Below are 14533 nucleotides of genomic sequence, written 5' to 3' on the forward strand. Positions count from 1 at the left end.
TGCTGTGGCATATGAAAGGCACCTCCTTTAATTGATACCTTTATAGTACCGGGAGGTGCTGCGTGTTTATATGCGTTATTTGAATACGGGCTTACTAAAGAACTAGAAGGATTAACGGAATTAGAAATTTCTCTGATTAATTTAAATACGCAAAACAAGAATTATATTTCAAATATTATAGAGTTAAGAAAAGAAATAAGAAATCTAAGACACACTTTTATTTTTAAAGTATTAGAAGATAATCATTTGCTAAAAGGCGATGTTAAAGCTTACAGAGATTTTAAGCATTATGAACAACTTCTTCGTGAATATTTATTTAAAACTACTGGTTTTGATAGTGATTTTGAGAAAATCATTGAATACCTAAAGGCTGGATATACACCTGATAAAATAAAAGAATTAGTAGAGATATTTAAAAATATAAGTATTGATAATCCAATCGGGTTATCAGGTAGGTTCACTTCTTTTATGAAGAAAATGGAAAAAAGTAAAATAGAATCTTTAATTACATTGTTACCAGAAGATGAGGTTGTAATGTTGTATAAAACTAATGAAACAGGTGATTTCAAACCTTTAAGTAATGCATCTGCTGGTCAAAAAACATCTGCAATTTTAACATTGATTTTAAGTATAGGTGATAGCCCGTTAATACTAGATCAACCTGAAGATGATTTAGATAACTCACTAATTTATTCGTTAATAGTCGATAGAATTATAAGTTCAAAAAACAATAGACAAATTATAATAGTAACTCATAATGCGAATATACCAGTTAATGCTGATTCAGATTTGGTGAATGTAATGGATTCAGATAAATTAACATTTAAGCCTAAAAATTCAGGTAGTATAGATAATCATGATATTAAGGAATCAATCTGTTCAATTATGGAAGGCGGAATTAATGCTTTTAAATCGAGAGCTTTAAAGTATGATTTAGAACTGCATTAATAATCTCTAACTGAAATAAAGTTAATTAGTTGACGAATAAATTCCATATGGATTAATTGGATTAGTTATTAAATCACTAAATCAGGAATAATATGGATTAATGGAGGGGTGATATGAGTTTATTAGAAGCTGCAAAGCAGCATTTAAGTGGAGCAGAAATAAAATACCATTTGGAAGGTTTGTATAAGTCAGAAATGTTGGGGGTTGGAAAACATAGGGAGGCTGTTTTTGTAGCAACAGATAATCAAATTTTTCTATATTGCCAAAAATTACTTGGGTTTGAAACAGAATCTCTTCCTTTTTCAACAATTACTAGTTTAGAGGTTGGAAAAAGTTTAACAGGTTATAAAGTAAAAATTATTTCAACAAATAATACCGTAGAGTTAATTTATATAAGGTCAAACCAAGTGGATAATTTTGTGAGTTATATTAAAAGTAATATTGGAATAAATTCAAATCCACATAATTCTCATAAAAATAATACAGAGTTAACTAGTGTTGCCGATGAAATCCTAAAATTAAAAGGATTATTAGATATGGGTGTATTGACACAAGAGGAATTTGATAAACGAAAAGACCAATTATTACAATCTTAAATTATTTTTCAAATCCACTACATTAGTATATTTCAGAGAATCAAAGAAGATTAATGTAATTCATTAATAATTGAAACAAGAGTTTGTTCTATCGACCTCCAAAAAAGTTAGGGTAATATTACTTTTTTTTCCATTGTTAAAATTAAAAAATTAAAATACCAACAAATGTTGTATTGCAGCGTTTGTTGGTATTTTGTTGTTTTCAGTGAAACGGTTGATAACGACGATTATTATGCTAGATATTATTCTAGGATTTATTTCTAAGATAATAGAAAATTTCTGATCCAGATTAACTAATATTAATAAAGATAATATGGTATAATTTAGTCTAAATACTAAATTGTGTGGTGGTACAATGGATAGAGCTGTAAATGATGCAACTTTGGTAAAAGCAGGTGATATATTCCAATATTATATTGCTCTTAGAGATTGTTTCAAAATGAAAAAAGGAGATAAAATCCAAATAGAAATAAATGGAGATGTTAGTTTAATTTCGGATAAATCTAATGTTTCTTTTCAAAGAGAAGTTAAACATCATTTCGGGATTTCTAATCTTAGTGATAGGGATGTGGAATTTTGGAAAACGTTGTCTAATTGGTATATGGATTTTGATAGAATTAAATTATTTTCACATTTAATTTTGCACACTACATCCGGTCTTTCATCAAAATCGTCGTTTTATGAATGGAATGATAAAAAGCCTGTTGAGAAAATAAAAATATTAGAATCAATTGGGAAGATAAATAAAGAAAAAGAAGTTACATTTAGAAGTTATTATAATAAAATCTTTTCAAAAGATTTATTTGATGAAGGTAAATTACTAAATATTTTGGAAAGATTTACAATTGAATTTAAACAAAATAATATTACAGCAATTTCAGAGGAATTTAGTAGTTATATAGGTCATATACCGGAAAATAACAGAGACAATTATATTGGTGCATTACTTGGCCGAATTATTTCATTGATCAAGGAACCTCCACATTGTTGGGAAATAACAAAAGAGGGGTTCGATGAAATATTGCAACAAGAGTCACCAGCATATTCCAATCCTAACTTAAAACCTTTTCCAAATGAATTTTCTGAGAAAAAAATACCTGAACAAAAGGTAAAGATTCTAGAGCAGAAAAATTTTGTAAGTGCTATAAGGACAATTGAATATGATAACCAGATTGCTAATGCTGTTTCTGACTATTGGAAAACTGAAATGACACTAGTAAAGTATTTTACTGATGATTTTCTGTATTTGAATAGTCTATCTTCATATAAAGACGAGTTGCAAAATCAGTTGAGCTATACTAAAGAAGAGAAGATTCTTTTATGTGAGGATATGGAAAGACGGGAAGTAATTAAACATTCAAAATTACTTTATCTTGGAGTTATGAAATGGAATGCAATTGATTTCGGTTCAATAGTAGGCAATCAAGGTTATTTCCAAAGAGGGATTATTCATACTATTGTAGATGAAAATGAATTTAGCTGGGATGTAGGTGAAGGAAATGAGTATTGAGAAAATTAGAACATTAACTATGAATCCACATTTTTTTAGTCTACTTTTAACAGGATTTTTATCAGGGTACAATAAACCATGTGAAATAAAGATTGTTTTTATGGCATTACCTATTTTATTACATTCCGATTCTAGGAAAAAACTATTAAGTGCTAATAAAAATAGTAGAGTGGAAACTCTGTTTAATAAGTCCGAAAATTTAGTTAATGATAATAGGGTTTCAGGTAGAGTAAATCTCGCAGGTTACTATAGAAGATATGAGGGGCTTATTCCCTATACAAAAAAAGCAATTATTATTTTATATTCTAAAAATAAAATAATGTTTAATAAAAATAATATACATTTAATTAAATCAATAAAGCACACAGATTTCGAAGGAGCATTGAGAGATTGGATAAGAGCTTCCTTTTATTTAGGAATAATTCTTTCTAAAACAAATGAAGATTATTTGCACTATTTCTTAGGGGTGGAGAAACATGAAAAGTTATTTTAAAGCAATAATGATATTTAATGAATTTGGAGAGCTAAGAATGGTCCCTCTTAAATCGGGAGTTAACATTGTAACAGGTGAATCTAAAACTGGAAAAAGCGCTCTTGTTGAGATTATTGATTATTGCTTATGTAGTTCAAGGTCTACAATTCCTAAAGGGAAGATAACAGATTTTTCATTTCTCTATGTTATACCTATGTTAATAAATAAGAATACATATGTAATAGCTAGAGAACGGTGGGAGAATGGAGGGAAAATGTATGTAATAAAAGAAGCAGAGAATTTTAATATTGCAAATATTAACTTAGAATATTTTCATAATAAACAAAAACTAAACGTTAAGGATGCTCAATATGAGATAGAATCAGCTTTAGGTTTATTAGTAACTAATGTTGTTACTGATGATGAAAGAAAAGGGAAAAGAGCATCTTTGAGAAATATGGTTTCATATATGTTTCAGCATCAAAATTTAATTGCAAGTAAGTTTGCTCTTTTCTATAGATTTTCTGACTCTTATAGACGGAAGGATATAATAGAGCAATTTCCAGTTTTCGCAGGAATGATAGACCAAAGCTACTACAGCGACATAATTGAGCTAGGAAATTTAAAAAAACGACTTAACCAAAAAATTAAAATTCAAAAGGCCAATGAAAAAAGCTCCGAATTTATTAAAAGAAGTTTACTTCCATTGTTAGAGGATTATTATGCACTTTTAGATATACCCTTTAATTCTAATATTACGATAAAGAGGATGATTGAGCTTTCTTCAAATTTACCTGTATTCGATGATGCACAACTTTTTAAAGAAAGTGGAATTATTAAAAGATATCACTCTCTTAATAAAGAGTTAGAAGATTTTAGAAATCAAGAACGGGAAGTATTGTTAAAAATCAATAATCTAAAGGATGTAAATCATGATGGATTTAATTTCACTTCGAGATTGAAGGAAATAAAAGAGCAAATAAATGCTACAGAAACTTTTAATGAGGAATATATTTGTCCTTTATGCGGAAAAAACTGTGAGGAAATTTACGAAGAAGATAATTTACTGAAAGAGGCAGCGGAGTGGCTTGATCAAGAACTAAATATCACTACTAAATATACCACAGATTTTTCAGAGGATATTAGAAAACTGAAAGAGTTACATATTGGTATTGAAATTGAAATTAAAGATAAATTGAAACAAATTAAAGACATTGAAAATAACTTCATTTATTCAAGAGAATTGGTTTCTAAAAGGGAAAGGATTAATTATGCTAAATCTAAAATTATCTTATATAAAGATTTGGTGAGTGAAGGGCTTTTCGACAATTCCGATGAGGAAATTCAGAATTTAAAAAGTGAAATAACAATATTAGAACAAAAAATTTCAGGTTTTGATTTAGAAACTAAGAAATCCAAAGCACAAACATTTTTATCAAATAATATGAATCGTTTAGCTCTCAATTTAGATTTTGAAGAAGAATATAGACCTATAAATTTAAACTTTGGTTTAGTAGATGAAACTTTTGATCTTTACCAATTTCAAAACAATAGGAACAAGATATTTTTATCAGAGATGGGTAGTGGCGCAAATTGGGTGTCTTGTCACATAGCTTTATTTTTGAGCTTTTTAAGATACTTTGCTACACAAGAAAATTCACCTATGCCATTATTTATGTTTTTTGACCAACCTAGTCAAGTTTATTTCCCACAAGGTAAAGCAGATGAGAATGTTTCAAATTCTGATATAAATGCGGTTAGTCAAATGTATGAAACTATTTTTGAAGAAATTATATCTATCGAAGAAGATACTAATATAACTCCACAAATATTAATAGTTGATCATGTAGATGGCAAGGGATTAGAAATAGAAGAACAATTTAAATCTCATATAAGAAGAGATTGGAGAAACGGAAAAGCTCTGATCTAAATAGGTTTGTTCATAAAATTGAATCATTAACTTCAAAATCATTTACATAAAATTTATAACTATAAACTCTAAACGGCGTCTAAACTAGCATTCGTAATTTCTTCTTCAGTGTACCACCCGTTGAGTTATTTATGGAGTGAAATAAGATACTTTGTATTCACTGGCGACCTTTACGCCATTACAACAGCCAATAACGCTTTATCGGCATTTATTGATAATCATATCCACCAAGGCAATGTCTTAAACATCGATCCACGTCGAATTTTATGGAAACGTGTGATGGATTTAAATGACCGTGCACTTCGTAAAGTAGTCGTTGGTTTGGGTGGACCCGTTCAAGGAATGCCACGTGAGGATGGCTTTGATATTACAGTTGCCTCTGAAATTATGGCTGTATTCTGTTTAGCGACAAGCATAAACGATTTACGTGAGCGTTTAGCAAGTATTTTGATCGGTTATACATTCGAGCGTTTAGCAAGTATTTTGATCGGTTATACATTCGAGCGTGAGCCATTATTTGTGCGTGATTTACAAGTAGAAGGCGCACTAACTTTACTACTAAAAGATGCCTTCAAACCAAACTTAGTGCAAACATTAGAAGGGACACCGGCCATTATTCATGGCGGCCCATTTGCCAATATTGCGCACGGCTGTAACTCGATTATGGCGACACAAACGGCACGTAAATTAGCCGATATCGTTGTAACGGAAGCAGGCTTCGGTTCGGATTTAGGTGCTGAAAAGTTCATGAACATTAAAGCGCGTAAAGCAGGCTTCAAACCAAGTGCCGTAGTGCTTGTAGCAACGATTCGTGCGTTAAAAATGCATGGTGGTGTAGCGAAAACATCACTTGTAGGCGAAAATGTGGAAGCCCTGTTACAAGGGATCGAAAATTTAGCCAAACACGTCGAGACGATTCGCACATTTGGTGTTGAACCAATCATCGCGTTAAACCGTTTTATTACAGACACAGAAGCAGAACTACAAGCAGTGCTTGACTGGTGTCAAGAAAATCATGTCCGCATTGCCCGTACGAATGTCTGGGAAGAGGGCGGCAAAGGCGGATTAGCCCTAGCAGAGCAAGTACTATCTGTCCTTAATGAAGAAAATAACTTCTCTCCTTTATACGATGTAACAGAATCAATTGAAGAAAAAGTGCGTACAATCGTACAAAAGGTCTATGGCGGGAAAGATGTTCAATTTACAGACCAAGCGAAAAAACAAATTGCTCAAATCGAAAAATTCGGCTGGGATGTGATGCCGATTTGTATGGCGAAAACGCAATATTCATTATCTGATCAATCAACATTACTTGGACGTCCAGAAGGCTTCACAGTAACAATTCGTGAAGTCATTCCAAAGCTAGGTGCAGGCTTCTTAGTTTGTCTGACAGGTGATATTATGACGATGCCTGGATTACCAAAACAGCCAGCTGCATTACGTATGGATGTGGATAGCGACGGACATGCGCTAGGACTGTTCTAAAATTCGAAAGTAGATGTACACAAAAAACATACAAAAGCTGCTCCTTTAAGTTATAAAGGGCAGCTTTTTATTATTTTAGGCTAAACTTGAATCATCCGAATTCTTACCAAAATTATTCAGTAGTTAATGACTGCGCAACCTGAGTTATAATTGTAGTAAAATGCTTTAAGTGAAGATAGAGGCAGTAGGAGTCTTTTTTTATGGGGCTAATTTCTCAAAATGATGCTACTCAACCAACGACCTAGTTTAGTTTAACAACTGGTTGGCTCTTAATTATTGAAATTTATTTCCATAAATGTGATTGACATGAAATGTGTATTAAGCCTATAATACACTTCAAAGAGTGTATTAACTGTTTAATACATTTTTTTGAGCAAGGTGTATTAAGTGGTTAATACACGGAATGGATTAGCGAGTGCAATGGCTAAGTAATTGATCGGGTTGTTCTTTATTAACAGTACATAGCCCATCATTATGCACAATCTGTATTAAGTGGTTAATACACGAAAATTTGATTTTCTGGGAGTTGAGTTACTTGACTGTAAAGTTTAATAATCGGGATCCGGTTTATGTCCAGGTTATCCGGCATTTTAAAGAGCAAATTGCCAAGGGATTTTTTGAACCTGGCCAGGAGATTCCATCAAGAAGGGAACTGGCCCATCAGCTGAAGATTAACCCCAATACCGCGCAACGAGCTTATAAGGAAATGGAGGAACAAGGATTGATTTTTACTGAGGGAAATATGCCAAGTTGTATTACGAAAGATGAAGCGGTCCTTAAAAGTGTCCGTGAAGAATTGATTGTCGAAGCGGTTGATTTATTTTTAGGTTCCATTAAATCCATCAATGTGCCGTTATCCGAAGTGTTGGAACTAGTTGAGAAAAAGTATGATGCCGAAAGCGGGGAAACGGAGGAATCAAAATGATCGAAGTGAAAAATGTCCAGAAAAAATACGGCAAGAAACAGGTTCTAAAAGGTCTTTCCTTTACTGCTAAAAAAGGTGAAATTACTTGTTTAATTGGAATAAACGGGGCAGGCAAGACGACAATCATGAAAGCTATTATGGCGCTCACGCCGATTAATAGCGGTGAAATTTTGATTGAGGGGGAAAAAATCCGAAAAGAAAGCTTTGAAAAAATCACCTTTATTCCCGATACGATCACGATGTTGCCGCAAATGAAAATTGCTGAAGCCTTTGCGTTCATGGCGGATTTTTATAAAAGCTGGAATCCGCAAAGGGCAGAAGAGCTGTTACGATTTTTTAAATTAGACCCTACTGATCGGATTGCCAATTTATCAAAGGGGAATACGGCTAAAGTCAATATGCTATTAGGTTTGGCACTGGATGTAGATTATTTACTGATGGATGAACCATTCTCCGGTATTGATATATTCTCCCGTGAACAAATTGTAGAAGTATTTACAAGTCATTTGATTGAGGACCGTGGTGTAATTCTCACAACTCATGAAATTAATGATATTGAGCACTTGATTGATAGAGCAGTGCTTATTGATAACGGTGAAGTATTAAAGGAGTTTAGCGTAGAGGAAGTACGTGAGAATGAAGGGAAATCAGTCGTTGATGTTATGCGGGAGGTGTATCGAAGATGAAAAGCTATTTAAAACTTGTTAATTTTGAAGTGAGCCGTTTTTTCAAACTGTACCTAATCCTAATAGGGTTGACAATTGTCTGTCAGTTCATCGGGGCGACTATTGTTTCAAAAGGATTTATGAATAGCGCAGATCAGGTGATGTATGAAAATCAACTATCTGTGAGCCAATTTCTTGAGCAATACGGGGCTTTTTCTTTTCACCAATTCATTAATTCTGTATGGTTCGTGATGCCAATCTTTTTTTGTATCGCATTGTTGATGATTTATGTTTTCTTTATTTGGTATCGGGATTGGTTTGGAAAAAATACGTTCATTTACAGATTATTAATGTTGCCGACTGAAAGAGTTACTATTTATTTCGCTAAATTGACGGCAATTATGTTTTTGGTACTTGGCTTAATTACCTGTCAGATAGCATTAATGCCTATCGAAATACAAATTGTTAATAGTATTGTACCAGCAGATTTCCGAACGTATTTTTCATTTTATGAAATTTTTCCGCTACCAATATGGGGCTTGCTGTATCCGAAAACATTTACTGAATTTATCCTGATTTATGGCATCGGGTTAATCTTTGTAGCAGTTCTATTCACTGCGATTTTGTTTGAGCGGAGTTACGGTTTAAAAGGTATTTTCTTCGCACTCGTTTATGGACTGCTTTCATTCAGTATCTTTATTGCACCGCTTTTATTGAATGACTTATTTTATACAGGCTATTTTTACCGATTTGAAATCTTTGTAATGGAACTGATAACCAGCATTGTCGTTTTAGGAAGTGCCATTTGGATCGCGAATCATTTGCTAAAACATAAAATCAGGGTCTAACGGGGGGAATGACAATGAAAAAATATTGGAAAACGATATTGATTAGTTTAGTAATCGTGACGACAATCGGTTCTTACTATATCCAACTAGCAATGGCTTCTAAAAACGATGTATCCTTTAAAATTGAAACGACTAGCGGAAATAAGGAAGAAATCGAAAATCTTATCCTTCAAGCGGATTATCAGAGTGGTAATACTCATCGTTGGTTGTACATATCAAAGGATGGTTCGACTGATCGGTTTAGACGGCCTTTCCGGTCTTTTATTGAAAATTTGATAGCGCCTGATGAGCCCTCGATGTTTCAAAAATATATTCAAGAACACCGTAATTTTATGCGTGGAAAAGATTTGTACCCTAGTTTGTACTTTGAAGACGAAGCACGATTGATTTACACAGATATTTCGGATAATTATGGGAAAGTGATCCAAGGGAATCTTTTAACTTTTAATATCGATATACTCGATAAAAATACTAATGACAGTACATCATTTGAAATCAATACGCCAGTCCAAGCAAGCTATAACTGGATGAATGTGAATGATATCTATGTAGAAGATGGTAAAATAAAGATATTAGCAACGGGCCATCTCATTAATGGTGGGGTGGAGTTACACATTTATACGCTTGATGAAAGCAACAAGGAATTACAACATGACGCAATGATCGCAAAAGTAGAGTCCGAAGAGGGCGTCATGCCTAGAATCCGTATTTTTAATGATGCCGATAACATTCAAAATGAAAATTATTACTTATATATGGTAGAAAAATATAAGAATCAAAAGGAAGATGCTGAACCTGAAACTATTCCTAGCCAAATATATCTATATAACAACCTCAATAATGAAGTGGAGGAATGGACGATTCCTGCCGAATTAAAGCCAAATGTGGAGTCGATGGTTCTTCATGGAGCAGATATATTCATTCCCGTTCCTTCAGCGAACGGCATAGAGGTGAACCGCTATAATATCGAAAAGAAACAGTGGGAAGAGCCTGTAAACTTTAATTATCCAAGCACTTTTAATGATAAAGACGTACCTTTTTTACAGCTTACGGATGGTAAACTATATTTAGTGAATCGTATTGCTGACGGTCATTTGTTGTTTATCGGTGATTTACGTACAGGGGAATCATTATATGAAGGTAAAATCATCGTTGATAACAGCGAAAATCGAGATACTGATTACTCACTTAATATCCAACAACTAGATATTATCAATTAAATAACAGGCTAATTGTTCTCTTAGGGCTACCAAAAGTTAGAGATAGCAGCTTATAGGCAGGTATGAATTCAATAGTGGATTCATACCTGCCGATTTTTAGTTCTTGGGTTGTTGATTTTGAGATTGTGATTGACAGTATGACCGCCACGATAATTTATCTAACTTTAACAAGTGAGCCATAAGGCGATAGAAAACCTTGAAATTTGAAGAGATTGTGAATGTTTATACTTAAGGCAGCAATACAGAAGAGCGAGGCTGTAATCGAGCAGCCTTTTTCTTATGGAGCTAATGGGCAGATTAATATAAGGAACAGTTAGATATACTTTTAAGTTTGATACGCGCAACAGGGTATGTACTGGGAAATGTTGGGGGATTTTAAACTTGCTCATACATAGGATGCTTTTTGTGAAAAAATTTTAAAATTTTGTAACGAATTCTGTTTGAAATCTATATAATTAGTAACCCAATTTATTTGGAGAGAGGAGGGGGGGCAGGTGGATGATTTAAGTGAAATCTACAAATCCTATGCAGATGAAGTAAAGTATTTTCTTAAATCCGAGATGCTAAGCATAGCCATGACGAAAACGCCGTAACGTTTGTGCATGAAGAATCGTTTTCACTTGGCAGATAGGACATGGTACTGAAAAAGCACCTACTGTAACAGTGAATACATTAGGATCTTCATTAGATGGAAAAGAAACTTCGAAAAAAGATGATAACGGTAATAGTATTTTGAAAAATTTAGGATACATAGCGAAAACTCCTCTCGTGATTTGTCTTGACAACAATTACGAAACGCGAGTTTTCGCTTTTTTTTTTATCATTAAATGGTAAATTATTGAATTAGTAGAAAATCAACTACAGGTTATGGTGAAGAACTACCATAATACTAAAATACATAAAAATGTTCAGCTGTAATAATAGGTGTAAGTAGAATCAGTTCATGTAATGGATGTTACGCGGGCAATAATTGCGATTTGACACAAGTAACAACTTGTTGTTAATATTAAGTTGTTACTTTTTCGACACACTATTTCGAATATTAAAACTAAATAATGGTTTATAAATTACAGTAACATTCGATAGTAGAAATTTATTAAGGAGCGTTGCCAGCCTCTGCCTATTTAATAGAGCGAATAAAGGAATGTATGCGCTAGACGCCATGAGGGTACGTCGTCATAAGCATCGCAGAGATCCAATTGTGCATCAAACAATGGATTAGTGAGTTAATTTTTTTCAATCAACTTTAATGAAGCATGCCCATCAAATGACAATGTGTTGAAGAACTAGAAAAGCCTATTTGTAATATGCGGTGAAAAAATAATTTCACCACATTAAAAATGGGTCAAACCGTCGGTATATCAACATTTAAATTAGGAGATGAGAATATGACAAGATTAAAAACGTTAGGTATTACTTTTGGAATAACTGCTTCATTACTGTTAGGTGCATGTGGTGGTGATGAAGGTAGTAATAATTCAACAGAAGGGGCAGCAAGTATTGGAGAACAGGTTGATTATACTATCATCGGGATTGAACCTGGGGCAGGTTTAACAGGCCTTTCACATGACGCATTGGAGCAATATGAAAACTTAGAAGGCTGGACATTAGAGGAAAGCTCTACAGCAGGAATGTTAGTTTCCCTCAAGCAGGCCATCGACAACGAAGAGCCAATCATTATTACAGGTTGGAAGCCACACTGGAAATTCTCCGCCTATGACTTGAAAATACTTGAAGACCCTAAAGGAACTTTAGGTGGTACTGAAAATATCAATACACTTGTAAGAAAAGACTTAGAGAAGGATTTACCTGATGTATATACAGTGCTCGATCGTTTCTACTGGGAGCCTGAAGATATGGAGCAGGTAATGTATGATGCACAGGACGTTGACTTTGAGGATGCGGCAGCGAAGTGGATCGAAGATAATCAGGATAAAGTCAATGAATGGACGGAAGGAGTAGCGAAAGCAAATGGCACAGAAGTGGAGTTGATTTCTACCCCTTGGGACTCAGAGCGTGCTTCAAGCAGTGTGGTAAAAGCAGTGTTAGAGCAGCTAGGTTATAAAGTGACGGTCACACCTGTAGACCCTGCTATTATGTTCCAAGCAATTGCCACTGATGAAGCCGATGCCACTGTAGCGCCTTGGCTACCAACAACTCATCAGGCGTTTTATGAGAAGCATAAGGAAGATATCGTCGATTTAGGTGAAAATCTAGAAGGTACGCAAAACGGCTTTGTTGTGCCAGCCTATATGGACATTGATTCAATTGAGGATTTAGAGCCGAAAGAATAATGTTATAAAGTTGTAATTGTGATAGAGTGCCAGACACGGTATGTGATAATAGCATTTTGAAAAACTTAGGATACCAAGCGAAAACTTCTCTCGTGATTTGTTTCGACAACAATTACGATACGTAAGTTTTCGCTTTTCTTCTATCAATAAATATGAAATTATTGAATTCATAGAAAATCAACCACAAATTATGGTGAAGAACACTTTTTATTTTAAGAAAATTGGACTAATAAACATAATAAGAACTGAAATTTATCTGTAATGATGGAATGGATACTATAAAAAACAATAAGAATCATGTGAGTTGCCAAAAAAAATAATATTTTTCCTCTAACTTTTGAAAATTCAGAATATGTTGTATTTTGCAAAAAATGAGTACAGTATATTGCAATGATTTTCTGCAGAGTTTTGCAATGGTTTTTACATAGGCCAAAATGATTTAACATGGAGCCTCTACGTGCATAGTTCTAGAGCTAGGAAGTCAGCTGTATCAACAACTGCCTTTGCCTGAGGGAGGCTACCATGCACGCCACTCCATATCAAATCTGGGTCTAAACGTCTATGTATTTTTAGTCTGCAATTTTCAATAGCACTCCATTCGAACGAGGAAGAAATAGAATAAACAGAGGTGAAGATAAGGTGAAAATAAAAACAATTTTGTTTTTAATTATATTCCTTTAAATACTTTAATGCACAGCTAAGATGTTGAGGCAGTTGATTAAATATTTGTTCCACCATTTCAATAAATTCTGTATAGGGCTCTTCATTATTCCCTTGTACATTTATTTCTACATCTTCCCATTCTCCGATTTTAAAACTGCAAAACCATTGTTTTGGAAGGAATTTTTTCTTCTTCAATTACGAAATGGGTATTTGCAGGGTTCAATTTATTTTCTTCATTTATATTTAACGGTTTAGAAAGAATAAGCTTTTTATGTAAAATTTCCTTAACATTAGAGACAACATATTTTGATTATTTTTTGATTCGAAATAATTCATTTATCCACCTCATAAAATATCAAAATCCCAGATAAAGTAAAACTATTATTCCTATTTTAACATACAATTCCCCGTTGGCGAGATTTATGAATGGGATAGAACCAGGAGCGTTAATCTAAGAAGGATTAACACTTTTTTTGTTGAACTTATTGTTCTAATGGAGCCGTTGAGCTAATGAAGCAGAATAGTTGAATAAACATCATGAAAGTGAAGTACGAAAGGGGCTAGCTAATGGAAGTACAATGGCTAAGTGGACAATATGCAGAAGATTATAGAATCTTTGATTCATTGTATGAAGCTTATGAATGGACGGATTCATTATATCCGGAATTTTTAATTTATCTCGTTAATAAAGTTTGTGTAGGGTATGCGACTCCAGATGAAAAAGTAATAGATTATTTAACTGATTTCATACCTAAATGGGCAAATTATCTAAATGTAAATGTTACGGTAAATAAAGAAAAAATAGAGACAAATGGCAAATACATTTATAAAATTTGGACCTCTAATAGTGATGAAAGTTGAGGGAATTGTTGATCTAACGGAGCAGCGCGACAAGTTTTGTTATAAGCACTAATGTGTGAAAATACAAGGGATTTCTTCGGAAATCCTAACTTTATAACCGAGGATAGGAATGATAA

At 33.4% G+C, this 14533-nt stretch carries 12 protein-coding genes; all 12 read left to right on the forward strand.

Annotation, left to right across the window (positions count from 1 at the left end; translation table 11 throughout):
- Positions 1–246: 246 nt before the first annotated feature.
- The 12 genes from ACQKII_RS24075 to ACQKII_RS24130 all read left to right on the forward strand — a co-directional run bounded on the left by ACQKII_RS24075 (position 247) and on the right by ACQKII_RS24130 (position 14417).
- Positions 247–948: an AAA family ATPase gene (locus ACQKII_RS24075; protein ID WP_427462965.1), complete on the forward strand. Its 702-nt coding sequence runs from the start codon at positions 247–249 to the stop codon at positions 946–948.
- A 113-nt stretch (positions 949–1061) separates the two neighbouring features.
- The gene (locus ACQKII_RS24080) at positions 1062–1544 is read left to right on the forward strand and encodes an SHOCT domain-containing protein (protein WP_427462966.1); all 483 of its coding nucleotides are present in this window, start codon (positions 1062–1064) and stop codon (positions 1542–1544) included.
- Positions 1545–1899: 355 nt separating this feature from the next.
- Positions 1900–3054, forward strand: a complete 1155-nt coding sequence (locus ACQKII_RS24085; protein WP_427462967.1) for an ABC-three component system protein — start codon at positions 1900–1902, stop codon at positions 3052–3054.
- Positions 3044–3547: a three component ABC system middle component gene (locus ACQKII_RS24090; protein WP_427462968.1), complete on the forward strand. Its 504-nt coding sequence runs from the start codon at positions 3044–3046 to the stop codon at positions 3545–3547. Before ACQKII_RS24085 ends, ACQKII_RS24090 begins: the two co-directional genes overlap by 11 nt.
- Positions 3531–5456 (forward strand): DUF3732 domain-containing protein, encoded by a 1926-nt coding sequence (locus ACQKII_RS24095; RefSeq protein ID WP_427462969.1) that lies wholly within the window; start codon positions 3531–3533, stop codon positions 5454–5456. Before ACQKII_RS24090 ends, ACQKII_RS24095 begins: the two co-directional genes overlap by 17 nt.
- Positions 5457–5576: 120 nt before the next feature.
- Positions 5577–6941 (forward strand): formate--tetrahydrofolate ligase, encoded by a 1365-nt coding sequence (locus tag ACQKII_RS24100; RefSeq protein ID WP_427462970.1) that lies wholly within the window; start codon positions 5577–5579, stop codon positions 6939–6941.
- Positions 6942–7476: 535 nt separating this feature from the next.
- On the forward strand, positions 7477–7866 hold the full coding sequence (locus ACQKII_RS24105; protein WP_143998267.1) for a GntR family transcriptional regulator: 390 nt from the start codon (positions 7477–7479) through the stop codon (positions 7864–7866).
- Positions 7863–8552: an ABC transporter ATP-binding protein gene (locus ACQKII_RS24110; RefSeq protein WP_427462971.1), complete on the forward strand. Its 690-nt coding sequence runs from the start codon at positions 7863–7865 to the stop codon at positions 8550–8552. The genes ACQKII_RS24105 and ACQKII_RS24110 overlap by 4 nt, the downstream gene beginning before the upstream one ends.
- Complete coding sequence (locus ACQKII_RS24115) at positions 8549–9379, forward strand: hypothetical protein (protein WP_427462972.1); 831 nt, start codon at positions 8549–8551, stop codon at positions 9377–9379. The genes ACQKII_RS24110 and ACQKII_RS24115 overlap by 4 nt, the downstream gene beginning before the upstream one ends.
- A 14-nt stretch (positions 9380–9393) precedes the next feature.
- Positions 9394–10599, forward strand: coding sequence for a hypothetical protein (locus ACQKII_RS24120; protein WP_427462973.1), 1206 nt, complete (start codon positions 9394–9396; stop codon positions 10597–10599).
- Between the two features lie 1388 nt (positions 10600–11987).
- Positions 11988–12893: a glycine betaine ABC transporter substrate-binding protein gene (locus ACQKII_RS24125; RefSeq protein WP_427462974.1), complete on the forward strand. Its 906-nt coding sequence runs from the start codon at positions 11988–11990 to the stop codon at positions 12891–12893.
- Positions 12894–14123: 1230 nt separating this feature from the next.
- On the forward strand, positions 14124–14417 hold the full coding sequence (locus ACQKII_RS24130; RefSeq protein WP_427462975.1) for a hypothetical protein: 294 nt from the start codon (positions 14124–14126) through the stop codon (positions 14415–14417).
- The last annotated feature ends 116 nt before the right edge of the window (positions 14418–14533 follow it).

Origin of the sequence: Lysinibacillus sp. NPDC048646 (assembly GCF_050272295.1) — a bacterium.
In the GTDB taxonomy this organism is placed as follows: domain Bacteria; phylum Bacillota; class Bacilli; order Bacillales_A; family Planococcaceae; genus Lysinibacillus.

Coding starts and splice junctions, on each gene's coding strand:
- ACQKII_RS24080 (WP_427462966.1), top strand. CDS start 1,062: ATGAGTTTATTAGAAGCTGCAAAGCAGCATTTAAGTGGAGCAGAAATA.
- ACQKII_RS24085 (WP_427462967.1), top strand. CDS start 1,900: ATGGATAGAGCTGTAAATGATGCAACTTTGGTAAAAGCAGGTGATATA.
- ACQKII_RS24090 (WP_427462968.1), top strand. CDS start 3,044: ATGAGTATTGAGAAAATTAGAACATTAACTATGAATCCACATTTTTTT.
- ACQKII_RS24095 (WP_427462969.1), top strand. CDS start 3,531: ATGAAAAGTTATTTTAAAGCAATAATGATATTTAATGAATTTGGAGAG.
- ACQKII_RS24110 (WP_427462971.1), top strand. CDS start 7,863: ATGATCGAAGTGAAAAATGTCCAGAAAAAATACGGCAAGAAACAGGTT.
- ACQKII_RS24115 (WP_427462972.1), top strand. CDS start 8,549: ATGAAAAGCTATTTAAAACTTGTTAATTTTGAAGTGAGCCGTTTTTTC.
- ACQKII_RS24120 (WP_427462973.1), top strand. CDS start 9,394: ATGAAAAAATATTGGAAAACGATATTGATTAGTTTAGTAATCGTGACG.
- ACQKII_RS24125 (WP_427462974.1), top strand. CDS start 11,988: ATGACAAGATTAAAAACGTTAGGTATTACTTTTGGAATAACTGCTTCA.
- ACQKII_RS24130 (WP_427462975.1), top strand. CDS start 14,124: ATGGAAGTACAATGGCTAAGTGGACAATATGCAGAAGATTATAGAATC.